This window comes from Streptomyces netropsis (assembly GCF_014203545.1).
Taxonomy (GTDB): Bacteria; Actinomycetota; Actinomycetes; order Streptomycetales; family Streptomycetaceae; genus Streptomyces; species Streptomyces netropsis.
The window spans coordinates 885,036-910,531 of the sequence record NZ_JACHJG010000001.1 but is presented as its reverse complement, the minus strand read 5'-3'; the positions used below and the strand labels follow the sequence as shown (position 1 = coordinate 910,531).

The 25,496-nt window shown below is 71.6% G+C and carries 19 protein-coding genes; 6 read left to right on the top strand and 13 right to left on the bottom strand.

Annotation, left to right across the window (positions count from 1 at the left end; translation table 11 throughout):
* Positions 1-49 precede the first annotated feature (49 nt).
* The 3 genes from FHS38_RS04120 to FHS38_RS04110 form a co-directional block, all read right to left on the bottom strand.
* A complete protein-coding gene (locus FHS38_RS04120; protein WP_130877266.1) occupies positions 50-382 on the bottom strand; it encodes a chorismate mutase in 333 nt (110 codons plus the stop codon).
* 11 nt (positions 383-393) lie between these two features.
* The gene (locus FHS38_RS04115) at positions 394-1,284 is read right to left on the bottom strand and encodes a helix-turn-helix transcriptional regulator (RefSeq protein ID WP_184730677.1); all 891 of its coding nucleotides are present in this window, start codon (positions 1,282-1,284) and stop codon (positions 394-396) included.
* 196 nt (positions 1,285-1,480) lie between these two features.
* A complete protein-coding gene (locus FHS38_RS04110; protein ID WP_229821848.1) occupies positions 1,481-4,603 on the bottom strand; it encodes an endo-alpha-N-acetylgalactosaminidase family protein in 3,123 nt (1,040 codons plus the stop codon).
* A 179-nt stretch (positions 4,604-4,782) separates the two neighbouring features.
* On the opposite strand from FHS38_RS04110, the gene FHS38_RS04105 reads away from it, so the two are divergent.
* Positions 4,783-5,181: a VOC family protein gene (locus FHS38_RS04105; protein ID WP_184730673.1), complete on the top strand. Its 399-nt coding sequence runs from the start codon at positions 4,783-4,785 to the stop codon at positions 5,179-5,181.
* Between the two features lie 51 nt (positions 5,182-5,232).
* Here the strand turns inward: FHS38_RS04105 and FHS38_RS04100 are convergent, their stop codons facing one another.
* The 5 genes from FHS38_RS04100 to FHS38_RS04080 all read right to left on the bottom strand — a co-directional run bounded on the left by FHS38_RS04100 (position 5,233) and on the right by FHS38_RS04080 (position 10,030).
* Entirely contained in the window at positions 5,233-5,928 is a 696-nt protein-coding gene (locus FHS38_RS04100) for an MBL fold metallo-hydrolase (protein WP_184730671.1), read from the bottom strand.
* Between the two features lie 172 nt (positions 5,929-6,100).
* Positions 6,101-7,264, bottom strand: a complete 1,164-nt coding sequence (locus FHS38_RS04095) for a sensor histidine kinase (protein ID WP_308433464.1) — start codon at positions 7,262-7,264, stop codon at positions 6,101-6,103.
* Positions 7,261-7,938: a response regulator gene (locus FHS38_RS04090; protein WP_184730669.1), complete on the bottom strand. Its 678-nt coding sequence runs from the start codon at positions 7,936-7,938 to the stop codon at positions 7,261-7,263. The genes FHS38_RS04095 and FHS38_RS04090 overlap by 4 nt, the downstream gene beginning before the upstream one ends.
* 178 nt (positions 7,939-8,116) lie before the next feature.
* Positions 8,117-8,914, bottom strand: a complete 798-nt coding sequence (locus FHS38_RS04085; protein WP_184730667.1) for a hypothetical protein — start codon at positions 8,912-8,914, stop codon at positions 8,117-8,119.
* A 309-nt stretch (positions 8,915-9,223) separates the two neighbouring features.
* Positions 9,224-10,030: a S1 family peptidase gene (locus tag FHS38_RS04080; RefSeq protein ID WP_229821849.1), complete on the bottom strand. Its 807-nt coding sequence runs from the start codon at positions 10,028-10,030 to the stop codon at positions 9,224-9,226.
* Between the two features lie 271 nt (positions 10,031-10,301).
* Here FHS38_RS04080 and FHS38_RS04075 point away from each other — a divergent pair, with 271 nt between their 5' ends.
* A complete protein-coding gene (locus tag FHS38_RS04075; protein ID WP_229821850.1) occupies positions 10,302-11,174 on the top strand; it encodes a hypothetical protein in 873 nt (290 codons plus the stop codon).
* 175 nt (positions 11,175-11,349) lie between these two features.
* Here the strand turns inward: FHS38_RS04075 and FHS38_RS04070 are convergent, their stop codons facing one another.
* Together FHS38_RS04070 and FHS38_RS04065 are read right to left on the bottom strand one after the other, a co-directional pair.
* Complete coding sequence (locus FHS38_RS04070; protein WP_184730661.1) at positions 11,350-12,444, bottom strand: glycoside hydrolase family 113; 1,095 nt, start codon at positions 12,442-12,444, stop codon at positions 11,350-11,352.
* On the bottom strand, positions 12,441-14,327 hold the full coding sequence (locus tag FHS38_RS04065; protein ID WP_229821851.1) for a DUF2334 domain-containing protein: 1,887 nt from the start codon (positions 14,325-14,327) through the stop codon (positions 12,441-12,443). Before FHS38_RS04065 ends, FHS38_RS04070 begins: the two co-directional genes overlap by 4 nt.
* A gap of 402 nt (positions 14,328-14,729) precedes the next feature.
* On the opposite strand from FHS38_RS04065, the gene FHS38_RS04060 reads away from it, so the two are divergent.
* From FHS38_RS04060 to FHS38_RS04045, 4 genes are all read left to right on the top strand, one after another.
* On the top strand, positions 14,730-14,894 hold the full coding sequence (locus FHS38_RS04060) for a hypothetical protein (protein ID WP_165451512.1): 165 nt from the start codon (positions 14,730-14,732) through the stop codon (positions 14,892-14,894).
* Positions 14,891-16,144, top strand: coding sequence for a glycosyltransferase (locus tag FHS38_RS04055; RefSeq protein ID WP_184730657.1), 1,254 nt, complete (start codon positions 14,891-14,893; stop codon positions 16,142-16,144). The genes FHS38_RS04060 and FHS38_RS04055 overlap by 4 nt, the downstream gene beginning before the upstream one ends.
* A gap of 85 nt (positions 16,145-16,229) precedes the next feature.
* Positions 16,230-17,423: a non-hydrolyzing UDP-N-acetylglucosamine 2-epimerase gene (wecB, locus tag FHS38_RS04050; protein ID WP_184730655.1), complete on the top strand. Its 1,194-nt coding sequence runs from the start codon at positions 16,230-16,232 to the stop codon at positions 17,421-17,423.
* Positions 17,420-18,091 carry a LamG domain-containing protein gene (locus FHS38_RS04045; RefSeq protein WP_184730653.1) on the top strand — a complete coding sequence of 224 codons (672 nt, stop codon included), beginning with the start codon at positions 17,420-17,422 and terminating at the stop codon, positions 18,089-18,091. Before wecB ends, FHS38_RS04045 begins: the two co-directional genes overlap by 4 nt.
* A gap of 154 nt (positions 18,092-18,245) precedes the next feature.
* Here FHS38_RS04045 and FHS38_RS04040 read toward each other — a convergent pair whose 3' ends face one another.
* From FHS38_RS04040 to FHS38_RS04030, 3 genes are all read right to left on the bottom strand, one after another.
* Positions 18,246-19,706 (bottom strand): glutamate synthase subunit beta, encoded by a 1,461-nt coding sequence (locus tag FHS38_RS04040; protein ID WP_184730650.1) that lies wholly within the window; start codon positions 19,704-19,706, stop codon positions 18,246-18,248.
* A complete protein-coding gene (gene gltB, locus FHS38_RS04035; RefSeq protein WP_229821854.1) occupies positions 19,699-24,342 on the bottom strand; it encodes a glutamate synthase large subunit in 4,644 nt (1,547 codons plus the stop codon). Before gltB ends, FHS38_RS04040 begins: the two co-directional genes overlap by 8 nt.
* Before the next feature lie 286 nt (positions 24,343-24,628).
* Complete coding sequence (locus tag FHS38_RS04030; RefSeq protein WP_184730649.1) at positions 24,629-25,360, bottom strand: VIT1/CCC1 transporter family protein; 732 nt, start codon at positions 25,358-25,360, stop codon at positions 24,629-24,631.
* Between the last annotated feature and the right edge of the window lie 136 nt (positions 25,361-25,496).

Genomic DNA, 25,496 nt, shown 5'->3' with positions numbered 1-25,496 from the left:
CAGCACAGCCAGCCCGTCCGGCGTTTGAGGGCCCCGCGCGGAGCGCGTCCTACGCCCGGGCGATCGTCTCGTGGTGGCGGATGACCTCGGCGATGATGAAGTTGAGGAACTTCTCGGCGAACGCGGGGTCGAGTTTGGCGTTCTCGGCCAGTTCGCGCAGCCGGGTGATCTGCCGGGCCTCGCGGGCGGGGTCGGCGGGGGGCAGTTTGTGGGCGGCCTTGAGGTGGCCGACCTGCTGGGTGCATTTGAACCGCTCGGCGAGCATGTGGATCACCGCGGCGTCGATGTTGTCGATGCTGTCGCGCAGCCGGCCCAGCTCGGCGCGTACGGACTCGTCGTCGGTGCCGGGGGCACCGCTGAAGCTGTTGGCACTGTCGGTCATGTCCACCGACCCTATGCGGGCGGGAGGGTTCCGATGACCGGTGGGTGCTCCGGGTCGGGTATCCGCCGGCTCCAGCCGCCGGGGACGCTGCGGCCCTGGCGCTCGCGGAACCGTACCGGGGCGGTGCCGACGCGGCGGGTGAAGAGCCGGCTGAAGTAGGCCGGGTCGTCGTAGCCGACGCGGCGGGCGACGGCCGAGACGGGCAGTTCGGTGGCGGCGAGGAGTTCCTTGGCGCGGCCCAGGCGGATGGCCAGGAGGTAGTCCTTCGGGCTGCACCCGGCGCCGCGGCGTACGGCGGAGCGCAGTTCGGCGGGGGTCATGCCGTGCCGGGCGGCGTGTTCGGTGACGGACAGCGGCAGGAAGGCGTCGCGGGCGAGGGCCCGCAGGACGGGTTCGCCGTCGCCGCCGAGGTCGGCGCGGGCGCGGTGGAGGGCGACGAGGAGTTCGTGGACGGCGGCGGAGGTCTCGACTTCGAGGAGGGGGTTGCCGCGGTGGGCGGCGCGGGCGATGCGGGCGATGGCGGCGCGGGCGGCGGTGGTCTCGGTGAGGGGGACCAGCGGCCGGTCGGGTTCGATGAGGCCGAGTTCGGTGTACGCGGCGACGGCGGGGCCGGTGAAGTCGACGAAGCTCTCGTCCCAGCCGCTGTCCGGTCCGGCGCCGTAGTGGTGCGGGACGCCGGGGCTGAGCCACAGGAGGGCGGGGGCGGTGACGGGCCGGGTGCGGCCGTCGGGGGTGCGGAGCCAGCCGGCCCCGGCGCTGACGACGACGGCGACGTGGTGGTCGAGGGTGCGGGGTCCGACCGGGGGGAGCGCGCCGTGCTGGAGGCCGACGCCGAGGCAGACCAGTCCGAGCCGGTGGTGGACCGGGCGGGGCGTGAAGTACCGCATCCAGGTGTGATACACGCGTCCGGGCCTCCTGCTCCGCCTGCCGGTTCGTCGCACGCAGCGCCGATCTTCGCCGATGGGCCGGTCGCCCGCCAGGGGGCGGGGGCGATCGGCCGGAAGGCGTGGGTTCCGGAGGCGGGAGGGGACGGGGCCCGTTCTCCCCGGTGATCACCGGCCGATGGCGGTGACCACCGGGGCGGGCCCTGTGGGGGGGCTACCGGCCGAGGTCGTGCACGGTGAAGCCGTCGAGGACGAACTCCGCGGTCCCGCTGTCCCCCACCTTCCGCAGGCCCACCCATGCCTCGCCCGTCCGCGGGGCGGTGAATTCGTGGGTGTGGGTGGTGGGCCGGGTGGCGACGGGGAGGGGCGTGCGGGTGAGTTCCCGCGTCCGGGGTTCGTCGACGGCCGTGATCCAGGCGTATTGGCCGGCCGTCTCGTTCTCGTAGCGGAAGGCGACCCGGTAGCGGTGCCCGGGGGTGAAGCGGACGGTGTGCGGGACCGTGCGGTAGACCAGGCCCGTGTTCTCGCCGCGTGATTTGAGGGACTGGGTGCCGTCGATGACGTCGTCGACGGCCTTTCCGTTCCAGCCGCGCTGGGTGTAGGGCGCGTGCCGTTGGGCGATGTGGGTGCGGGGGTCGGTGGTGCCGCCCGCGTCGCCCTTGACGAACGGGCCCCACCCTTGGGGCACGTTCTCGAAGTCCTCGTGGACGAGGGCGCCGGGTGCCGGGGGGCGGCGCCGTTCGCGCACGGCCACGATCCGTACGTTCGCGAAGCGGACCCGTGCGCTGCCCGCGGCGGCCGTGAGGGACAGGGTCACCGGTCCCCCGCCGCGGGCCACGGTGAAGTGGGTGAACATCCGCTGGTAGCGGGTGCCGTGCTTGCGGTCCGCCGCCACGTGGTTGCCGGCGGTGGAGGTGTCCGTCCAGTTCACCGCCGTGATCCCGTCGGCCGTACGGACCCGGAGGGCCGCCCGGCGCCGCTCCCCCGCGCGTGAGCCGACCTCGACCTGTACGGAGGCGGCGTAGGTGCCGGGCTTCAGCCGGGCGGGCCGCTGGCTCACGGTGGCCGCCGGTCCGGCGCCGATGACGAGTTCCCACTCGCCCCGTTCGCCGAGGGCCACGGCGGCGGGCCCGGTGGCCGTCCAGGCGTCCAGGGTCCCGGAGTTGAAGCCGGGGTCGCGCAGGGGGGTGCCCTCGCCCCAGGCGGGGTCGCGGCGGGTCCGGGACGCCTCGCGGGTGAGGACGTACGGCTGGTCCGGAGCGGCTCGGACGGTGACCTCTCCGTCGTGCACCGGGAGTTCGAGGGGGTCGGTGCGGCCCTGGTCGGTGAGGCGGTGCAGGACCACGCTCCTGCATGCGGACCAGCCGCGGGGCAGGGTCCAGGTCGTGGCTCCGCCCCGGGGGTTGTAGTGGTAGAGCTTGGCGGGGTCGGTGGCCTCCCGCGGTTCCCACGGCAGGAGGTAGGTGTCGCCGTCGTAGACCGTGCGGCCGTCGGTGGTGATCCGGCGGGTGCCGTCCCCGCCGGGCCGGGAGGTGACGGTGGTGTGCGTCGGGCCGGCGAAGGTGATGCGGTGCTCCTCCCAGGTGTGGAGGGGAAATGCCTGGAGGTATTTGGCCGGGAGGTTCTCGGTCCAGATGCGGCGGTAGAACGGCGCCCAGTCGGTCTTGCCCTGCCAGCCTTCGAAGGTGCCGAGCTTGGCCGTGCCCAGGAGGGGCCATTTGTCGGCGAAGACGTCCTTCTGGTGGTGGCGGATGAAGCGGATCAGCCGGGAGTTGATGCCGCGTGAGGTGTCGGGGCCGTAGTCGGTCTCGCTCGCCCAGTGGGACCACAGGGCCGAGCGTTCCAGACCGTGGCCCCATTCGGTGGTGATCTGCCAGCCCTGGTCGCGCAGATGGCGCTGGAGGCGGTCGGAGTTCCAGCCGGATTCCCGGAAGACGTCGATGTAGAGGGTGTTCAGGGCGGGGTCGGTCTCGTCGCGCAGTTGCCGGAAGCGGCGGGCGATGTCGCCGGAGACCAGGTCGCGGCGGGGGTCGATGCGGTAGGACTGGTCGAGCCAGTCCCACTGCCGGTCGTCCTTGTCGACGAGGGTCTCGGAGAAGGCGCGGGCGACGGGGTAGGACTCGGTGGTGTTGACGTGGACGGCGAAGTCGCTGTGCCAGGTCTTCCCGGCGCGGACCAGGGTGTTGAGGTCGTCGAGGCCGCCGGCGCGGCTGTTGTGGTTGCCGCCGTAGTCGGGGTGCGCGGAGTCGTGGCCCTCGGACTGGTAGCCCTTGAGGAGGGTGAACTGGCGTAGCCCGTCGGTGGCGAGGCAGATCCGTTTGACGTTGTCGAGGGTGGTGAGGAAGGGGTTCGTGGCCTGGCTGGCGAAGTTGAACGCGATGTGCGGGACGACCCGCAGGTGCTGTTCGTCGGCGCCGAGGGGGTTGACCATGATGTCGCGCATGGCGATGGCGGCGTCCTGCCAGTCGACCTTGCCGTCGCCGTTGCGGTCGCCGGTGAGGACGACCGTCGCGTAGGGCAGTGGCTCGGTGGCTTCGACGGGTGCGGTGGCGGCCCGGTGCGTCCACTGGCCGCAGCCGAGGCGGGCCTCGGTGTGGCCGGGGCGCTTGAGGGTCTGCCGCCACAGGCGCCCGTTCTCCCAGGCGGAGGCGGCGTCGGGGGTGTCGTGGACGGTGTTGGTCTCGAGGGCGGCGGCGAGCAGGTCCGTGCTGACGACTGCGTACGCGCAGCCGGTGGGGGTGGGTTCGGCCGGGGTGTCGGGGGTGAGGTCGATGAGGGTGTCGCCGCTCTTGGCCTTGTCGAGCTCGACGCGGGCGGCGAGGAGCGTCGCGCCCGGCTGGGTGCTGCGGACGCCGAGCAGCGCCAGCCCGGGGATCCGGAGGGTGCCGACGCGGAGGGAGGCGGTGTCGGCGATGCGGGTGACGCGCCAGTCCACCTGCCGGTCCGTGACCCGGATTTCGATGTCTATTCGGGTGCCGCCGCTGAAGGCGAGAGCGTACGCCGCCAGGTCACCGGAGGGGGCGAGGGTGAGGGTGACGTCCGGGGTGTGCGGGGCTTCGTCGATGAGCACCGAGGTGACGGGGTCCTCCTGCCCGTACAGCACGGCTCGGGTGGCGCGGTCGGTGTAGGAGAGGATCCGGGGGAAGGCGGTGTCGAGGCGCACCTCCAGCGCGGTGGAGCGCAGGGTGGTCTCGCCCGCGGTGCGGGCGTGGGCGGCGCCGGCGGCGGTGAGGGCGGTGCCGAGGCCGGCGAGTGCGGTGGTGACGACGACGGCCCGCCGGCTGGGGCCGGTGGTGTCTCGCAGCTCCGCCGGTATCTGCACGTCTTCCGGGTCCACGCTGCTCGCCTCCGTACACCGATGGGTCGCGTCACGTCGACGGGTTGCGACGACGTACGGACACCGTGGGGCGGTAGTGGCGGGTGGGACCATGGACAAAGGAGAGCGTGCTGTTGGACAAATGTGGGCCGGGTGGGCCGGTAGCTGGACCATCGGCCCGGGTCGGGCAGGATCTCCTCATGATCGCGAAACTTCAGTGCACCGTCATCGACTGTCCGGACCCGGTCGCGCTGGCGGCCTTCTACGCCGGGATCCTCGGCTGGCGGGTCGACGACAAGGACCCGGAGTGGGTGTGGCTGACCGCCGAGGACGGCCGTCGGATCGCCTTCCAGCTCGCTGAGGACCACCAGCCGCCGCGCTGGCCGGATCCCGCCCGTCCGCAGCAGATGCATCTGGACTTCGACGTCCCCACGCTCGAGGACATGGAGCGGGCGCAGCGCGAAGTGATCGCGCTGGGGGCGACGTTCCTCCACGACAGCGGGGGTGAGCGGTCGGGTTTCCGGGTGTTCTCCGACCCCGCCGGCCATCCGTTCTGCCTCTGCTACGGGCAGGAACCGAAGGCCGACGGGCGGAGCTGAGCCCTGACGTACGGCTGAGGCCGCGGGGGGCCTCGTCGGACGTCCCGTGCCTCAGCTCAGGTCGGCCGCGACGGCGCGCAGGGCGTCCCCGGCGCCCTTGACGATCGGGTCGCCGTGGCCGAAGCAGGCCGTTTCGATGTCGAGGGCGGCCTGGCGCCGGAAGGAGGCGACGGCCTGCTCCCGGTCGACGTTGAAGACGCCGAGTATGACGGCGTCCTCGTGGGAGGCGATGGTGTCGCCGGTGAACAGCACCCCGGCCGCCGGGAGGTGCACGGCGATGCTGCCCGCCGTGTGACCGGGGACGTGGACGATCCGTGCTTCCTGGCCCCAGTCGAGGGTGTCGCCGTCGACGAGCTCGCGGTGGACGGGGGACGGCGGCGCCGGGGGGACGGTGGGGGCGATGCTCTCGTAGAGGGGGACCTCGAAGTCGAGGAGGACGGGCGGCGGTTCGGGGGCGTCGCCGCGGATGACGGGGGCGTCGGCGGCGCCGGCCAGCACGCGGGCTCCGGTGGCGGTGGCGACGGCGGCGGCCGCGCCCGTGTGGTCCTTGTGGCTGTGGGTGAGCACGATGTCGCGCAGCTCGCCGGGGGCACAGCCGAGGCCGGCGAGGGCGTCGAGGATCTCCCCCTCGGATCCGGCGCTCCCGCAGTCCACGAGCGCCCAGCCCTCGGGCAGCCGCACGGCGTAGGCCTGACCGACGGCGAAGCGCAGCATCCAGATGTCCTGGGTGACGTGTGAGATGTCCATGGGGATCACGTTAATGACCACGAGAGCGGTCCCAAATCGTTTGCGCCCACGGCGGATTGAGCCCCGGGCGAACGGATCGGTACGCCCGCTTCCCCGTCGGGATCAGCCCGGCTTCGGCCGTCGGGCTCGCCCCGCTTCCCCCGCCGGGATCGGCCCGGCTCGGCCGTCGGGCTCAGCCCGGCTCCGGGCGGCGGCGGTCCAGGGGGAAGAGCGCGGTGACCTCCCAGCCGCCCTCCGGTGCGGGGCCCGCGTGCAGCCGGCCACCCATGGCCTTGGCCCGTTCGCTGAGGCCGACCAGGCCGAAGCCGCCGCCTTGGGCCTGTTCCGCGAGCCCGGCCGCGCTCCTGCCGTCGTCGGCGACGCGCAGTTCGACGCCCGCGGCGACGCCGCGCACCCCGACGCGTACGGCCGTGGCGTCGGCGGCGTGCTTGCGGATGTTGGTCAGGGCCTCGCGGACGACACGGTGGACGCCCGCCGCGACCTCCCCGGGGATCCAGGTCTCCATGCCCTGTTCGATGTAGAGGACGACGGGCGGGCCGGTGCGGGCGAACGCCTCGGTCAGGGCACGCACCTCGGGCAGGCCCGCGACGGGTTCGGTCTCGGCGTCGCCTTCGCGCAGGACGCCGACCAGCCGTCGCATCGCGCCGAGGGCCTCGCTCGCCGAGGTCTCGATCCGCTCGAACGCCACGGCGGCGGCACGGCCGTCGAGGGCCGTGTAGCGGGCGGCCTGGGCCTGCACGGCGATGCCGGTGACGTGGTGGGCGACGAGGTCGTGCAGTTCGCGGGCGAGTTCGAGCCGTTCTGCGGTACGGACGGCGGCGAGGTCGCGCACCCGCTGTCCGGACTGGTTGCGCAGCAGCAGGGAGTAGGTGCCGACGACGGCGGTGAGCACCGCGAACAGGGCGGTGAAGCGGCCCGGGTCGAGGTCGCGCATGGGGGCGGCGACGCAGGCGACGGCGAGCATCGGGCCGAGGACGGCGGCCGTTCGGGTGGTGGAGCGCTGGACGACGGCGGTCAGCAGGACGAGCAGGGCGATGGCCTCGCCCATGCCCCACACGACGGTCGGGTGCGGTCCGATCGTGAGGGTGACGGTGGTGCCCCAGGAGACCACGACGGCGACGGCGGCCCGTACCTCCAGCGGGATCCAGCCGTAGGGGACGGCGCACAGGCAGACGGCGACGCCCGAGGCCAGGACCATGGCGTGCGGTGGGCTGGGCTGCCGGGCGAGGGCGATGCTCTCGAAGCCGACGAGGAAGAGCAGGAAGGCTCCGAGAGCCGCCTTCGCGACCGCCGCGCGCCGGGGGTGCCGGGCGGCCCACCCGGCCAGTCTGTTCACGTGCCGCCCGTGGCCAGCCCGCTCTCCCAGGCCCAGGCCGCGATCTCGACGCGGTTACGGGCGTCGAGCTTGATCTGCACATTGGCCAGGTGGGTCTTCACCGTGGACAGGGAGACGAACAGTTCGGAGGCGATCTCGGCGTTGGTGGCCCCGCGCGCCAGACAGCGGACGACGTCCGCCTCGCGTTCGGTGAGCGGCTCGGACGGCTGCCGGGCCGGGCTCGCCGTGGTGCCGGGGGCCATGTCGCGCAGCAGCCGGACGGTGATCGCGGGCGAGATGAGGGAGTCGCCGACGGCGGCGGCGTGGACGGCCTCGACGAGCATGGCGGGGCTGGCGTCCTTCAGGAGGAAGCCGGAGGCGCCGTTGCGGAGGGCGGTGTGGACGTATTCGTCGAGGTCGAAGGTGGTGACGATGACGATGCGCGGGCGCTGGCCGCGCTCGGGGTGCGCGGCGGCGAGGTCGGAGAGCCGACGGGTGACCTCCAGGCCGTCCAGCTTGGGCATGCGGATGTCGAGGAGCAGCACGTCGGGCCGGTGTTCCTCGACGGCCGCCAGGGCGGCCTCGCCGTCCACGACGTCGGCGACGACGTCGATGTCGGGCTGGCTCTCCAGGATCATCCGGAAGCCGGTGCGGACCATTTCCTGGTCGTCCGCGATGACCACGGTGATCGCCATGCTGTCCCCTTGCCTGCGTTCGGCTCGTGTGCTGGTCGGTACGCAGGGAGGCCGCCCGCGTACGCGTGATGGGTCGTCGGTGCCGGAGGGGTGTGCGCCCCGGGCCGGGGCGTCCCTCCATGTCACCGGTGGCGTCGTGGTGCCGCAACCGCAGCGCGGCGGCGGGTGCGGGCCCGTCTCAGGCGTCGGCGCGTCCGGAGCGGCGGACCGCGAAGCGGACGGCGTACGCGCCGCCGCCGAGGGTCAGCAGGACGGCGCCCGCGAGGGCGGGGGTGCCGATGTCGTGCCGGCCGTTGATGGCCGCGCCGGCCTGGACGACGCGCTTGACGGGGTTGCTGGACGTCGCGAGGCGCGTCCCGTGCTCCGCCCGGTCGGCCTTGCCGGTGGCCTTGCCCGTGACCTTGCCGCCGGTCTCGCGGTCGTCCCTGCGTACGTCCGCGTGATCGCCGCCCGCGTCCGTGTGATCCCCGGTGCGGAGGTCGGCGCGGGCCGCGTCGCCGGCCGGGGTGGCGCGGGTCGCGGGGGCGGCGGCGGTCCTGGCGCCGTGCCGGTAGTCCTTCAGTGTGTCGCCGGTGGCGGCGAGGCGGTCGAGGTCGGAGCCGTCGGGCGTGTACCGCAGGGAGCCGGAGGCGAAGTCGTAGTAGTGGGTCAGCCGGGACCCGTCGAGCGAGGCGCGCAGGGTGGGGTGGGTGCCGTCGCCACCGAGGATCCGCAGGTGCAGCCGGTTGACGTCGGCCGCCGGGCGGGTGGCGTCGAGGGTCCGCTGTGTGCCGCGGGAGGTCACGTCGACGCTCGTGCCGGCGCTGCCGGAGTGCAGGCGCGCCCGGCTGCCGTCGGGCAGCAGCACCTGCTGGGTGACCGTGCGGGCGGGCCGGGTGTCCTTGTCCGCCGCGAGGGCGTCGGCCGCCGGCCAGAGCACCGCGCCGGCGGCTGCGGTGAGGACGGTGACGGCGACGATGCGGGACTTGGCGGACACGGAGTGCCTTCCGTTCGTGCGGCTCGGACCGCGGTGCCGGGCCCCGAAGGATCACACTGCTTCCGATCACCTTCCGATCGCCGCCGCACCACGCCCCTCACGTTACGGACATTTGTCCGCCCCACACCTCGACTGTCCGACCCATTCTCGGCCCGTCCCACCTCGGCCGAAAGGATGAGGGGGGCCCGTCCGCGTCATACCGAAGTCGCGCGGGCGGGCCGTCTCACGTCGTACCAGGCCGTCGGGCAGCGGCTCGTCGAAGAGGCCGCGAGTGCCCGGAAAGGCCAGGTCAGCGGGGTTGGTGCCGGGTCATCCGCCCAGGCTCGCGGCGGCGCTGCTGATGTCCGCGGCGAAGGTGCTCACCTCGGAGTAGACACCGGGGTAGCCGGGCCGCGCGCAGCCCTGGCCCCAGCTGACGATGCCGACCTGGATCCAGGCTCCCGCGTTGTCCTTGCGGAACATCGGGCCGCCGGAGTCGCCCTGGCAGGTGTCCACGCCGCCCTGCTGCAGGTATCCGGCGCATATCTCCTCGGCGTCGACGAGGTTGCCGTAGGCGCCCTTGCAGGTGGCGTCGTCGACGAAGGGGACGGTGGCCTTGAGCAGGTAGCGCTGCTGGCTGCCGCCCTCCCGGTCGGCGCCCCAGCCGGCGATGGTGAAGGTGCCGGAGTTGTACGCGGCGGTGTCGGCGATCTTGAGGGTGGGGAGGTCGATGGGCTTGGCGAGCTTGATCAGCGCCCAGTCCTTGCCCTGGCCGTCGTAGCCGGGGGCCTGCAGGACCCGGGTGGACTTGACCTTGATCGCGGAGGAGGAGTTGAGGTCCGCGACACCGGCCGTGGCGGTGATCGAGGTGTTGGCGCCGCTGCCGTTCACACAGTGCGCGGCGGTGAGGACGATCTGCTTGGTGTAGAGGGCGCCGCCACAGCCCATGGACAGCCGCACCATCCACGGGAACTCGCCCTGCTGGGCGCGGGTGCCGCCGACGACACCGGGGCTGGGGCGGGCGCCGGGGTCCCGGTCCTGGGCCGCCTGCGCGCTGCCGGGCTGGAGGCTGAACACGGCGAGGGCGACCGCGCCGACCGCCGCCGCTCTCTTGAACGCCTTGAGGTAGTTGCGCAACGTGCTTCCTTTCGTGGGAGGTTGCGCGCTTGTCAGGATCATGTCAATCCGATATGCGGACATGCCCCTTCGGAGCGCGGTGCGATTATGAGGGCGTGTGACGGCAGCAACAAGGGTGGCGTTTCGGCCAGTCGAGTTCTGTCAGGTTCGGTCTCAGCCAGTCCCATGCGGTCACATTCGGGCTCAGTCCGTCTCGGGCGGGTCCCCTTCCGCGCGGAGCCCACGCCCGTAAAGTGGGATGGGACCGGGGAACCTGACGGGGGGGCACGGGGTGGGGACGGACGTCGAGATCGAGCACGGCTTCCCGCATCTCGAGACCGTGCGCACCGCGATCACCGCGCTGTACAAACGGCTCTCCCCCGACACGGTGCAGACCTTCGGCGTCAGCGTGCTCCCGGTCGACGTGGCCTTCTCGGCCGACGAGGACCCGTATCTGGGGGTGCAGCGCGTCGCCGGAGCCATGGTGCGGCATCTGCGGTTGCCCGATGCCCGGATGATCGTCTCCTTCCGTGAGATGCGGCACGCGGGCAGCATCGAACTCACCGCCGGGCCCGAGTACTTCATCGAGCTCAACTCACGCTTCAAGTCCCACCGCGAGGACATCGGCGCGGCCCTCGCGCACGAGGTGATGCACGTCTATCTGCACCGCCTGGACCTCGCCTTCGCCGGCACCCGTGACAACGAGATCCTCACGGACACCGCGGCCGCCTACCTCGGCGCGGGCTGGCTGCTGCTGGACGCCTACCGCGAGTCCTCGGTCTCGACGCAGAAGCTCGGCTATCTCACCCCGGAGGAGTTCGGCTACGTCCTCGCCAAGCGCGCGCGGGTCTTCGACGAGGACCCCTCCCCCTGGTTCACCAGCCCGCAGGCGTACGAGGCGTACACCAAGGGCCTGGCCCGGGCGCGCCGGGACGAGCGGCGCCCGCCGCTCGCCGCCGCGGGGCGGCTCGCCCACCACCGCTACACCCGGGACCGCCGTACCGCGCGCAGTTCCCCTGCCGACGGTTACGCCTTCGAGGGCCACGACCCGCCGCGCGTCAGCTTTCCCTGTCCGACGTGCCACCAGCGCATCCGGGTGCCGGTCCAGGGACGGCTGCACGCGCGGTGCGGGCTGTGCCGCACGGTGCTGGACTGCGACACGTAGTGCCGTCCGGCGGACCTTCGACTGCCGCCCGCTGTGCCGCCTCTCGCCTGACCGGCGGACCTTTCGACTGCGGGTCATGCCGCCTGCGGCGGCGGGCGCCCTGCGGGCGCGTCCTCAAACGCCGGACGGGCTGGTTGTGGCTGGGCTCAGCGCCCCCACGCCGCCGACGGTAATGTCACCCCCGGTCGCCGGACGGGCTGGAGGGCGACCACCAGCGACGCAGCACCTTCTCGGCGGGTTTGCCGTGCGGGGTGTAGGCGAGCCGCTCGGCCGTCTCACCGCTGTCCGGCCAGTCGTCCCACATCCACCAGCACACCCCGGCCCACCAGGGCTTCTTGGCGAAGGTGGCGAGCAACGCCTCGTAGGCGGCGGCCTGTTCGTCCTCGCCGGCGCGCTTGCTGATCGTCCAGGAGTAGGGGGCGGTGGTGGTGCCGCGCTGGCTGACGTAGCCGGCCTCGGTGAAGAGGATCTTGCGGTCCCGGCGGGCGGCGAAGGCCGCCAGTTCCTCGGTGATCGGCTGCCATGCCCGGCGCAGCCGCGCGACGTCGGCGGTGGCCTTGCCGGACAGCGGCCAGTAGGCGTCGATGCCGATGACGTCGAGGTCCTTCCAGAACGGGACCTTCTGGTACTCGTCGTAGTTGGCGGCGTAGGTGAGCGGGCCGTGGTAGCGCCCGCGGACGGCGGCGATGACCCGCCGCCAGCGCCGGCCGTCGCCGGAGGTGCCCGCGAGTTCGGTGCCGACCGCGAGCTGCTCGGCGCCGGTGTCGGCGGCCAGGCGCGCGTAGTGGGTGATAAAGCGCTCGTACGCGGCGAACCAGGCATCGGTGTCGCGGGGGCGGATCTCGGCCCGGTCGCCACCCCGCACCAGGTCGACGTGCGGCTTGAGCATGGTCTTGAGGCCGGCGGCGTGGGCGAGGCCGATGATGTGGCGCAGGCTGTCGTCGTCGGCGGTCTCGTCCGTGGTGCGCAGGTCGGAGTCGGTGACGCGGCCCTGGTACCAGGTGGGGGTGAAGGTCACCCAGCGGGCGCCGGTGGCCGCGATCTGCCGTAGGTAGCCGGCGGCTTCGGGGCTGCTGTAGTCGTCGGTGTTCCACGAGGGGAGCGTGATGCCGCGCAGTCCGCTCACCTTCCTGTCGTCGGGTGTTCCGCCGCCGCGGCCGGTCGCCCGGCCGGTGGGTGCGTCCCGCCCGGCCGTGCCGTCGGACTGGCACGCGGCGAGGAAGAGGACGGCCGCGGCCAGCAGGGCGGCCGTCCCCTTCTTCGCACTCACTGGCTGAGGTCCGCTGGGGCGACGAAGGTGTAGCCGAGGGCGCGGATGCCGTCGATCGTCTGCTTGAGCGGTTCCACCGCGAAGTACGGGTGGTAGAAGAAGCTGGCCACGCCGTCCCGCACCGCCAGATTCGCCTTGGCGGAGTTGATCAGGTCGGCGGGCAGCCGGGCCGGGTGGTTGTTGTACGGCTCGGGCTCGTAGTTGCCGAGGTTCTCGGGGAGCACGGTCGTACCGTAGACGTCCTTCACCGCGTACGGGAAGAACTGGCCGATGTAACGGCCGGGATTCACGGTGCCGCCACTGAGCGTGCCCGCGAAGTACAGCGACCGTTCGAGCCGGGCGGAGAAGTTCTGCCCGAAGACGCGGTAGTCGGTGGCGGAGGCGGCGTAGTGCGGGGTGGTCCACAGGGTGGGTTTGGGCAGTCCCGCGGCGGTGAAGGCGGCGAGGCCGCTGGTGACGCGGGCCTGTGCCCAGACGGTGGAGTCCTCGGGGACCGGCCCGTCGTAGACGACGTTGTCGCCGGCGTCGACGTGGGCGCGGAAGAACTCGAAGTCGTCGCCGGTGACGCCGTTGTACGGGTTGGCGACGTTGCCGTACTGGTGGGTGTTGCCGTGGTTCATCAGGACCGCGCCGCGCTGGAGCATGTACTTGATGGCGGCGACGACCTGGGGGCGCTGGGCCAGGGTGGAGGTCTTGGGCACGCCGTTGTTGTAGGCGCCCTTGGGGTCGGTGTAGACGGGGATGACGTTGATCCCGTAGGGGACCTGGGCGGAGCGGAGGTAGTCGGCCATGGCCCGCAGCTGGGCCGGGTCGGCTTCGGGGCTGATGTCCTCCAGCCGGACGAAGGCCCGGTGCCGCTCGGCGGTCTGCGGGGCGAGCACGTCGAAGAGCAGGTCCTCGAAGACGATGACGCGGTCGGTCTCGGAGACGTAGCTGAACGGGATCTCGCCCAGGTAGGTGAGATTGCGTGAGCGGATCGCCCAGGGGCTGGTGTCGCCGGAGATGGCGTCCGTGGCCTCGGCGAGCTGGGTGACCTGGGGGAAGCCGGGGCCGGTGGAGAGGGCGGGGTGCAGCACTCCGCTGTCGAAGCCGGTCGGGATCTTCCGGGTCAGCTGCTGTCCCTTGTAGTCGACGCGGTCGATCCGTCCGACGGTGCCGCCCTGCTCGTAGTACGAGTTGGTCGGGTCCCAGCCGTACGCCTGCTGGAAGGCCGAGACGCCGACGGCGTTGGCCATTCCCCAGATGTTGTCGCCGATCCAGGTTACGGGACGGCTGGTGGCCAGGGCGTCCTGGTAGAAGGCGGCGGGGATGGCGTCGGGGAGGGAACCCCCGTAGTAGGTGGAGCCGAGGTAGACCGTGGCGGTGTACTGCTCGACCATGCCCGGGGTGTAGGCGGAGACGGGCTTGGCGGTGACGGTGCCGAAGTGGCCGGCCAGGTTGGCCGCCGCCATCGCGTACAGCTCACCCAGGTGTCCGTAGGGACCGGCCGTGTCGTACAGCACGAGGGCCGAGGCCTGGGCGGGGGCGGCGGCCTGGACGGCCCGGGTGGCCGCCTTGGCGGGAGCGGCCGGCTTCGTGAAGAGCGCCGTGCGCGTCGTGGTGCCCCCGGACGAACTCGCGGGCTTCGCCGCGGGCGTGGCCGTCCCGGCCGGCGCTGCGGGCTTGGCGGGCCGGATGGCGAGGGTGCCCGCGCGGCGCTTCTTGTCGTTGGCGAGCCGGGCCCTGGCCCAGGCCTTCAGCTCGGCGGGTTTGGGGCCGGACAGCGACACCGGGTCGATGCCCTTCAGATGCTGCGGCCACGGCCGGTCACCCGGGTCTTTTGCCGCTTGCGCGCTGGAAAGCGCAACGCCGCCCCATAGGGCGGCGATCAGCATGAAGACCATGGAGATCCGGGAAATCCCTGATCTCCTTCTCATTTTCCTCATCACGAGGTTCCCCCCTGTTTTCACGAACCCGTGCCGCCACCTCCGCGAGTTCGGAGGCCCGACAGTTGACAGATTCTTCTTGTCGGGTTTCACCGATGTCAATAGACAACAACGATCCAGAGCGTTCATTTCCCGACAGCCACATTGGTACAGACCATAGATCACACCCGTCACACACTCGCCCCAGCAGGCCTAATTACCGTTAGGTCCCGAGAATTTGAGATTCCGATCAAACAACTCCCACCAAGTCAGACAAGAAGACCGGTTGAGTCTGATACTTTCCCTCCGCACGCCTCAAGTGAGGCGAAAAATGGGGGGGAACCCATGTACGGAAAACCCGCTCTGGGGACAGTCCTGCCTATGGCCGGGCTGACGGCGGCTCCCGAGGTGCTGCCGGGCATCCCCTTTGCCCGGGGACTGCAGGAAGCTGCCGGGGCCGGATTCCTGCTGTATTGCGCGATCGCGCTGACTCTTATATCGGTCAAACTGTGGTTCGCCGTGCGAAATCTCGGTGAACGGTCATGATCTCCCAAATCCTCATCTGGGCCAGCATTGCCATCATCGTGATGGCCGGCGGCTACAACACCACGCTCTTCGTTCTCTCCAGACGCCGCACCCGACGTAAACGCGGCCCCCGGGAGGAGCGTTTCTATATCTTTCTCCTCGCCTGTCTGAACGAGGAGACGGTGCTCGCCGAAAGTCTCGCCCGTATTACTGCCCTGCCAGCCGGTAAATTCATCGCCCTGGTCATCGACGACGCCTCGGACGACGGCACGGCGGCCATCGCGCGGGCCGCCGACCCCGAGCGGGTCCATCTGCTCCAGCGGTATTTACCGGACGCCCGGAAAGGAAAAGGCGCGGCCCTCAACAACGGCATCCGCCATCTCCGGGCGTCGGGCATCCTCGACGGCCACGATCCGCGCGACGTCATCGTCTGCGTCGTGGACGCGGACGGCCGACTGGACCAGCACGTGGTCCAGTCGGTCGACCCCTTCTTCGACAACCCGCGTACCGGGGGCACCCAGATCGGTGTCCGGATGTACAACCGCGACAAGGGCCTGCTCGCCCGGCTCCAGGACATGGAGTTCGTGATCTACGGCGACATCTTCCAGAAGGCCCGCCGCTACATCGGCAGCGTCGGGATGGGCGGCAACGGCCAGTTCATGCGGCTCGCCGCGCTCGACAGCCTCATGGGCGAGGACGGCAGCGGCCCGTGGAGCGACTCCCTGACCGAGGACCTCGACCTCGGGGTGCGGCTGATCGCGCACGGCTGGACCAATCAGCACTGCACCGCCGCGGCGGTCTCCCAGCAGGCCGTCCTCGACGTACGCCGGCTGGTGCGCCAGCGGTCCCGCTGGTTCCAGGGCCATCTGCAGTCGGCGGGGCTGGTGCCGACGATCCTGCGCGACATCCCCACCCGGCCCGCGCTGGACCTGCTGTACCACCTCTCCAGCCCGGTGCTGATCCTGCTCACCTCACTGCTGCCGCTGTCCTTCCTCGTCGCCACGGCCGGCACGGTCGTCGGCTCCGTCCAGGCCGGACACCCGCTGATCTCCCCGATGTGGATCCTCGGACCGTACGTCCTGTCCTTCACGGCGGCGTACGCGTACGGGTTCGTCTACCACCGGCGCGAACGCGACCTCGGGCTGCTGCGCGCGATCCTGCTCTCGCACGTCTTCATCTTCTACGGCTACATCTGGTTCGCCGCCGGGTGGATGGGCCTGTGGCGGATGCTCACCGGCAAGCAGACCTGGCTCAAGACCGCGCGCACCTGAATCACGCGCGACGAACCACGCGGCGCACCACGCGCACGGCAACCACCCGCCATCCGCCCGCAGTTACCCCTGCCTAGGGAGACCCATGTCCCCGAACATCATCAGTGCGCCCGTACGGGCCATGCTCGTACTGGGCACCCGTCCGGAGGCCATCAAACTGGCGCCCGTGGCCCGCGCCATGGCCGCCTCCCCGCTCTTCGAACCCATCGTCGTCACCACCGGCCAGCACCGCGAGATGCTGCACCAGATGCTGGACCTCCTGCGGGTCGAGGTCCGCACGGAACTCGACGTGATGCGCGACCGGCAGGACCTCTCGAAGCTGACGGCCCGGCTCGTCGACGGCCTCGGCGACGTGGTCCGCGAGCAGCGCCCGGACCTCGTCGTCGTCCAGGGCGACACCACCACCGCGCTGACCGGCGCGCTCGCCGCCTTCTACGAACACATCCCCGTCGCCCACGTGGAGGCCGGGCTGCGCACGGGGGTGCTGGACAACCCCTTCCCCGAGGAGGCCAACCGGCGGCTCATCGGGCGGCTCGCCCGCTGGCACTTCGCCCCCACGCCCCGCGCCGCCCAGCACCTGACCGCCGAGGGCGTCCCGGCCACCCAGGTGTTCACCACCGGCAACACCGTCATCGACAACCTGCTGTGGGTGCTCGAGGAGGGCACCGGGCACAGCCTCTTCCGCACGGAGCTGCGGCGGGTCCTGCTCACCCTGCACCGCCGGGAGAACCAGGGCGACAAGATGCGGGCCATGGGCAAGGCCATGCGGCGGCTCGCCGACCGCGGTGACGTCGAGATGGTGGTGCCGCTCCACAAGAGCCCGGCCGTCCGCGACGCGCTGCTCCCGGAGCTGACCGACCACCCGAACATCCGTGTCGTCGAGCCGCTGGGCTATCTCGACTTCTCCGCGACCCTCGCCGCCTGCGATCTCGTACTGACCGATTCCGGCGGCATCCAGGAGGAGGCACCGAGCCTCGCCAAGCCGGCCCTGGTCCTGCGGACGACCACCGAACGGCCCGAGGCCGTCGAGGCGGGCGCGGCGAAACTGGTGGGCACCGAGCCGGAAGTCATCCTCAACGCGGCCGTCCACCTTTTGGATGACGCGGAGGCGTACGAGCGGATGGCGACCGCCGGGAACCCCTTCGGGGACGGGCACGCCACCGACCGGATCGTGGCCCAACTCGCCGAGGACTTCGGGGCGGACGCCGGGACGGAACCGCCGTCGGGTCCGCTGATCGCCAGTCGCCCCGACGGTCCGGGGTCATACTCGACGGCATGACGAGAGTTCACCGGCTCCTCGGTCTCACGCTGCTCGCCGCCGCCGTGCTCGTGGGCGTCGCCTTCGCGGTGAACGGTCTGTGGGGAGGCGGTGACGACGCGCCGGACCGGCCGTGGGCCGAGGGGTCGGTCCACGGTCCGTGGCGGTCGGTGTTCGACGGCCACGGGGACAACGTGGGCAGCGAGGACGCCCTGGCCCTCTCCCCCATGCCGTCCCGGGTGCCCGAGGAGACCCACGCGGGGCTGATCGTCTCCACCGCCGCGTACACCGACGTGGACTTCCGCGCCAGGATGCGGACGGTCGCCCAGCTGCGCGTGCCCCGGCCCAACCCGTGGGAGGTGCCGTGGCTGGTCTGGGCGTACACCGACCCGGAGCACTTCTACTACATCACCCTCAAGCCGAACGGCTGGGAGCTGGGCAAGCGCGACCCCGCCTACCCCGGGGGGCAGCGCTTCCTGGCGACCGGGGGCGGGAAGTTCCCGATCGGCTCGTGGTCCGACGTCCGGGTCGCCCAGCGGGGGGCCCGGATGGAGGTCAGCGTGGACGGTCGGGGGCTGGTCGCCTTCGAGGACCGGGAGCGCCCGCTGCTGAAGGGGAACGTGGGGGTGTACACGGAGGACGCGCGGGTGGAGTTCCGGGACCTGGTGGCGCGGAAGCTGGACGGCTGAGGAGGGACTTCCCCTACCCGCCCCTTCGCGGCGTTCGAGGACCTGGGTCCGGGCGGAGCCCCGGGAATGACCGCGGCGCCCGCCCCCGGTCGGGGAAAGGCGGGCGCCGCGTGCAGGGGCCCGGCGGGCCGAAGGCCGCCGGGAGTCGGCCGGGTCAGACCGTCAGTGCACGGTCCGTCGGCCGCACCGGTGCCGGCAGCGTGCTGGTGCCGGTGAGGAAGCGGTCCACACCGCGGGCCGCGGAGCGGCCTTCGGCGATGGCCCACACGATGAGCGACTGGCCGCGGCCCGCGTCGCCCGCGACGAACACACCCGGCACGTTCGTGGCGTACTCGCCGTCGCGCGCGATGTTGCCGCGCTCGTCCAGCTCCAGGCCGAACTGGTCGACGAGGCCGTTCTCCCGGTCGGTGCCGGTGAAGCCCATGGCGAGGGTGACCAGCTGGGCGGGGATCCGCCGCTCGGTGCCGGGCTTCTGCTCCGGCTTGCCGCCGGTGAACTCCACCTCGATCAGGTGCAGCCACTGGACGTTGCCGTCCTCGTCGCCCTCGAAGTGGGTGGTGGAGACGGAGTAGACCCGCTCGCCGCCCTCCTCGTGCGCGGAGGTGACCTTGTAGAGCATGGGGAACGTGGGCCACGGCTGGTTCGCGTTCCGCTCCTCCCCCGGCCTGGGCATGATCTCCAGCTGGGTGACGGAGGCCGCGCCCTGGCGGTGGGCCGTGCCGACGCAGTCGGCGCCGGTGTCGCCGCCGCCGATGACGACGACGTGCTTGCCCTCGGCGCTGATCGGGGAGACCGTCAGGTCGCCCTCCTGCACCTTGTTGGCGACGGGCAGGTACTCCATGGCGAAGTGGATGCCGTTGAGCCCACGACCGGGCACCGGCAGGTCACGCGAGGTCGTGGCACCGGCGGCGATCACGACGGCGTCGTAGCGCTTGCGCAGCTTCGCGGCGTCGATGTCCCGGCCGATCTCCACCTCCGTACGGAACTTGGTGCCCTCCGCGCGCATCTGCTCGATGCGGCGGTTGATGTGCCGCTTCTCCATCTTGAACTCGGGGATGCCGTAGCGCAGCAGCCCGCCGATGCGGTCGGCGCGCTCGTACACGGCCACGGTGTGGCCGGCCCGGGTCAGCTGCTGGGCGGCGGCGAGGCCCGCCGGGCCGGAGCCGATGACCGCGACGGTCTTGCCGGACAGCCGCTCGGGCGGCTGCGGGGTGACGTCGCCGGTGTCCCAGGCCTTGTCGATGATGGTGACTTCGACGTTCTTGATGGTGACGGCGGGCTGGTTGATGCCCAGCACGCAGGCGGACTCGCACGGCGCGGGGCACAGCCGGCCGGTGAACTCGGGGAAGTTGTTGGTGGCGTGCAGCCGCTCGCTGGCCGCCCGCCAGTCCTCGCGGTAGGCGTAGTCGTTCCACTCGGGGATGAGGTTCCCGAGCGGACAGCCGTTGTGGCAGAACGGGATGCCGCAGTCCATGCAGCGCCCGGCCTGCTTGCCGATGATCGGCAGCAGTGAGCCGGGGACGTAGACCTCGTTCCAGTCCTTGACGCGCTCGCCGGCGGGGCGGGTACGGGCGACCTCGCGGCCGGTGGTCAGGAAGCCCTTGGGGTCAGCCATGAGTCGCCGCCTCCATCATCTTCTCGTGGGTCTCCGTCTCGGAGAGCCCCGCTCGCTCGGCGGCGTCCTTGGCGGCGAGCACTGCCTTGTACGTGGCCGGGATGACCTTGCTGAAGCGGGTCACGGCCGTGTCCCAGTCGGCGAGGAGCTTCGCCGCGACGGTGGAGGCGGTCTCCTCGTGGTGGCGGCGCACGACGTCGTGCAGCCACTGCCGGTCGTCGGCGTCGAGGGTGTCGACGGCGGCGGTCAGCTCCTTGTTGACGTTGTGGGGGTCCAGGTCGATGACGTACGCGACGCCGCCGGACATGCCGGCCGCGAAGTTGCGTCCGGTCTCGCCGAGGACGACGGCCCGGCCGCCCGTCATGTACTCGCAGCCGTGGTCGCCCACGCCCTCGGAGACGACGGTGGCGCCGGAGTTGCGGACGCAGAACCGTTCGCCGACGCGGCCGCGGAGGTACATCTCGCCGCCGGTGGCTCCGTAGGCGAGGGTGTTGCCGGCGATGACGGAGTACTCGGCGAGGTGGTCGGCGCCGCGGTCGGGGCGGACGACGACGCGGCCGCCGGAGAGGCCCTTGCCGACGTAGTCATTGGCGTCGCCCTCCAGGCGCAGCGTGACGCCGCGCGGCAGGAAGGCGCCGAAGGACTGGCCGGCGGAGCCGGTGAAGGTGATGTCGATGGTGTCGTCGGGCAGTCCCGCGCCGCCGAACTTCTTGGTCACCTCGTGGCCGAGCATGGTGCCGACGGTGCGGTTGATGTTGCGGATCGCGACCTGGGCCCGTACGGGCTGGGCGTCCTCGGCGGACCCGGCGGCGAGGGCGTCGGCGGCGAGCTCGATCAGCTCGTTGTCGAGGGCCTTGGCCAGGCCGTGGTCCTGCTCGGTGACCCGGTGCCGGACGGCGCCGGCGGGCAGCTCGGGCACGTGCAGCAGCGGTGCCAGGTCCAGGCCCTGGGCCTTCCAGTGGGTCACGGCCTTGGCCGTGTCGAGGAGTTCGGCGTGGCCGACGGCCTCCTCCAGGGTGCGGAAGCCCAGCTCGGCGAGGAGTTCGCGGACCTCCTCGGCGATGAACTCGAAGAAGTTGACGACGAATTCGGCCTTGCCGGAGAACCGCTCGCGCAGCACCGGGTTCTGGGTGGCGATGCCGACCGGGCAGGTGTCCAGGTGGCAGACGCGCATCATGACGCAGCCGGAGACGACCAGGGGGGCGGTCGCGAAGCCGAACTCCTCGGCGCCGAGGAGGGCGGCGATGATCACGTCGCGGCCGGTCTTGAGCTGGCCGTCGGTCTGCACGACGATGCGGTCGCGCAGGCCGTTGAGGAGCAGGGTCTGCTGGGTCTCGGCGAGGCCGAGCTCCCAGGGGCCGCCGGCGTGCTTGAGCGAGGTCAGCGGGGAGGCGCCCGTGCCGCCGTCGTGGCCGGAGATCAGCACGACGTCGGCGTGGGCCTTGGAGACGCCCGCCGCGACCGTGCCGACGCCGACCTCGGAGACCAGCTTCACATGGATGCGGGCCGCCGGGTTGGCGTTCTTCAGGTCGTGGATCAGCTGGGCGAGGTCCTCGATGGAGTAGATGTCGTGGTGCGGGGGCGGGGAGATCAGGCCGACGCCGGGGGTGGAGTGCCGGGTCTTGGCCACCCAGGGGTAGACCTTGTGACCGGGCAGCTGGCCGCCTTCGCCGGGCTTGGCGCCCTGCGCCATCTTGATCTGGATGTCGTCGGAGTTGACCAGGTATTCGCTGGTGACGCCGAAGCGGCCGGAGGCGACCTGCTTGATGCTGGAGCGCCGGGCCGGGTCGTAGAGGCGGTCGGGGTCCTCGCCGCCCTCGCCGGTGTTGGACTTGGCGCCCAGCTGGTTCATGGCGATGGCGAGGGTCTCGTGGGCCTCGCGGGAGATCGAGCCGTACGACATGGCGCCGGTGGAGAAGCGCTTGACGATCTCGCTGACGGGCTCGACCTCGTCGAGGGGCACGGGGGTGCGGTCGCCCTTGAGCGCGAACAGCCCGCGCAAGGTCATCAGCCGCTGGGACTGCTCGTTCACGCGCTCGGTGTACTGCTTGAAGATGTCGTAGCGCCGGGAGCGGGTGGAGTGCTGGAGGCGGAAGACCGTGTCGGGGTCGAAGAGGTGCGGCTCGCCCTCGCGGCGCCACTGGTACTCGCCGCCGATGTCCAGCCGGCGGTGCGTCGCGGCGATGCCGGTGGCCGGGTAGGCCTTGGCGTGGCGGGCCGCGACCTCCTGGGCGACGACGTCCAGGCCGGCGCCGCCGATCTTGGTGGCGGTGCCGTGGAAGTAGGTGTCGACGAAGGTCTCGTCGAGGCCGACGGCCTCGAAGACCTGCGCGCCGCGGTAGGAGGCGACGGTGGAGATGCCCATCTTGGACATCACCTTCAGCACGCCCTTGCCGAGGGCGTATATGAGGTTGCGGATGGCGGTCTCGGGCTCGATGCCGGGCAGGAAGGTGCCGGCCCGGACCAGGTCCTCGACGGACTCCATCGCCAGGTAGGGGTTGACGGCGGCGGCGCCGTAGCCGACGAGCAGCGCGACGTGGTGCACCTCGCGGACGTCACCGGCCTCGACCAGCAGGCCCACCTGGGTGCGCTGCTTGGTGCGGATGAGGTGGTGGTGGACGGCGGAGGTGAGCAGCAGGGAGGGGATCGGTGCGTGCTCGGCGTCCGAGTGCCGGTCGGACAGGACGATCAGGCGGGCGCCGTCCTCGATGGCGGCGTCGACCTCGGCGTGGATCGCGGTGATCCGGGCGGCGAGCGCCTCGCCGCCGCCGCTGACCCGGTAGAGGCCGGAGAGGGTGGCGGCCTTGAGGCCGGGCAGGTCGCCGTCGGCGTTGATGTGGATGAGCTTGGCCAGCTCGTCGTTGTCGATGACGGGGAAGGGCAGGGTGACGCTGCGACAGGACGCGGCGGTCGGCTCCAGCAGATTGCGCTGCGGGCCGAGGGAGGAGATCAACGAGGTGACCAGTTCCTCGCGGATGGCGTCCAGCGGCGGGTTCGTGACCTGCGCGAAGAGCTGGGTGAAGTAGTCGAAGAGCAGCCGGGGGCGCTCGGAGAGGGCGGCGATGGGCGAGTCGGTGCCCATCGAGCCGATGGGCTCGGCACCGGCCTTGGCCATGGGCGCGAGGATGACGCGCAGCTCTTCCTCGGTGTAGCCGAAGGTCTGCTGGCGGCGGGTGACCGAGGCGTGGGTGTGCACGATGTGCTCGCGCTCGGGGAGGTCGGCCAGGTCGATCAGGCCGCTCTCCAGCCATTCGGCGTAGGGCCGCTCGGCGGCGAGCTCCGCCTTGATCTCGTCGTCCTCGATGATGCGGTGCTGGGCGGTGTCGACGAGGAACATCCGGCCGGGCTGGAGGCGGCCCTTGCGGACGACCTTGGCGGGGTCGATGTCGAGGACGCCGACCTCGGAGGAGAGGACGACGAGGCCGTCGTCGGTGACCCAGTAGCGGCCGGGGCGCAGGCCGTTGCGGTCGAGGACGGCGCCGACGAGGGTGCCGTCGGTGAAGGTGACGCAGGCCGGGCCGTCCCAGGGCTCCATCAGGGTGGAGTGGTACTGGTAGAAGGCGCGCCGGGCCGGGTCCATGGAGGCGTGGTTCTCCCAGGCCTCGGGGACCATCATCAGCACGCTGTGCGGCAGCGAGCGGCCGCCGAGGTGGAGGAGTTCGAGCACCTCGTCGAAGGAGGCCGAGTCGGAGGCGTCCGGGGTGCAGACGGGGAAGATCCGCTCCAGGTCCAGGTCCCCGAACAGCTCGCTCGCCAGCTGGGACTCGCGGGCCCGCATCCAGTTGCGGTTGCCCTTGACCGTGTTGATCTCGCCGTTGTGGGCGACGAAGCGGTACGGGTGGGCGAGCGGCCAGGAGGGGAAGGTGTTGGTGGAGAACCGGGAGTGCACCAGGGCGATGGCGGTGGCGCAGCGGCGGTCGGAGAGGTCCGGGAAGAACGGCTCCAGCTGCCCGGTGGTGAGCATGCCCTTGTAGACGATGGTGCGGGCGGAGAGGGAGGGGAAGTAGACACCCGCCTCCCGCTCGGCGCGCTTGCGCAGGACGAAGGCCTTGCGGTCGAGGGCGAGGCCGGTGCTCGCGCCGTCGGTCGCGCCGTGCTGATCCGAAACGCCGGGCTGATCCGTGACGCCGGGCTGATCCGTGACGAAGAGCTGGCGGAAGGCGGGCATGGTGGTGCGCGCGCCGTTGCCGAGCAGTTCGGGAGCGACGGGAACCTCGCGCCAGCCGAGGACGGTGAGGCCCTCCTCGGCGGCGATGGCCTCGATCTGTGAGACGGCGGCGTCCGCCTGCGGGCCCGCCCCGTCCTCCCCCGCGGGGAGGAAGGCGATGCCGACGGCGTACGCGCCCGCCTCGGGGAGGTCGAAGGTGACGCTCTCGCGCAGGAAGGCGTCGGGGACCTGCATAAGAATGCCCGCGCCGTCCCCGGAGTCGGGCTCGGAGCCGGTGGCGCCGCGGTGTTCCAGATTGCGCAGGACGGTGAGGGCCTGCTCCACGAGCGCATGGCTCGCCTCGCCGGTCAGGGTCGCGACAAAGCCCACGCCACAGGCGTCGTGCTCATTGCGCGGGTCGTACATCCCCTGCTGGGCGGGGTGGGATGCGGCAAAAAAGGGGCGCATCGGCTCTCCCGTCGTCGTCATGGCATTTGTGGTGCCGAGGGACGACGTTGGCCCTCTGCGAAAGAATTTGGTGCAGGTTACAGGATGACCCGCTTCTCGAAAGGCGGGCTACTTCATTCCAGCATGTGGACACCGTGTGCGCGAGGCGGGGCATCCCTGGAGTGGTGGGAGCGCCCGGCCCGGCTCGTACCGGACGTCTGTGCAGCCGGTGGCGACATTGCCTGCGGCGCTTCCGGTCTATGCCCGGACCGCGCGGACTTGAAACAGCGGGGTTACCTGCATGTTATGCGGCTGCGCGCATAAAGCATCACCCCAAGGTGGCGCCGAAGGCAATACCCAGGACGTACGTCACACCCGCCGCGGCTCCGCCCAGCAGCAGCTGGCGCAGCCCGCTGAACCACCACGACCGCGCCGTCACCCGCGCCACCACGGCACCGCACGCGAACAGTCCCAGCAGGGCGAGCAGCACCGCGGGCCACAGCTGGGTGGCGCCCAGCAGATACGGCAGCACGGGCAGCAGGGCGCCCAGGGCGAACGAGCCGAAGGACGAGACCGCGGCGACCGTCGGCGACGGCAGGTCGGAGGGGTCGATGCCGAGCTCCTCGCGCGCGTGGATCTCCAGCGCCTGCTCGGGGTCGGCGGACAGCTGCCGGGCGACCTCCCGTGCGAGGTGGGGCTCGACGCCGCGGGACTCGTACAGCGCGGCGAGCTCCTGGAGCTCGTCGGCGGGGTGCTTGCGCAGCTCGCGCCGCTCCACGTCCAGCTCGGCCAGCACCAGCTCGCGCTGGGAGGCGACCGAGGTGTACTCACCGGCCGCCATGGAGAAGGCACCGGCCGCGAGCCCGGCCAGCCCGGTGATCACGATCGTCTGCGAAGACGCGGAACCGCCCGCGACGCCCGTCATGAGGGCCACGTTGGAGACCAGTCCGTCCATGGCCCCGAAGACCGCGGGTCGCAGCCAGCCGCCGTTCACATCGCGGTGCGTGTGGTTGTCTCGGTGCGCTATGTGCGGTGCCTCAGCCGTATCGAGGACAGACATCTTCGCTCGTGCTCCCTTCCCCAGGGGTGGGCCTGCCGCCCGCCCCTCAATGAGTCGAAGGTACGCACGAATTGCGGTGATCCGCTAGCAAGGAAGGCCGAACTTACCTCTCTGACCTGCACAAACGCGGGAGGCC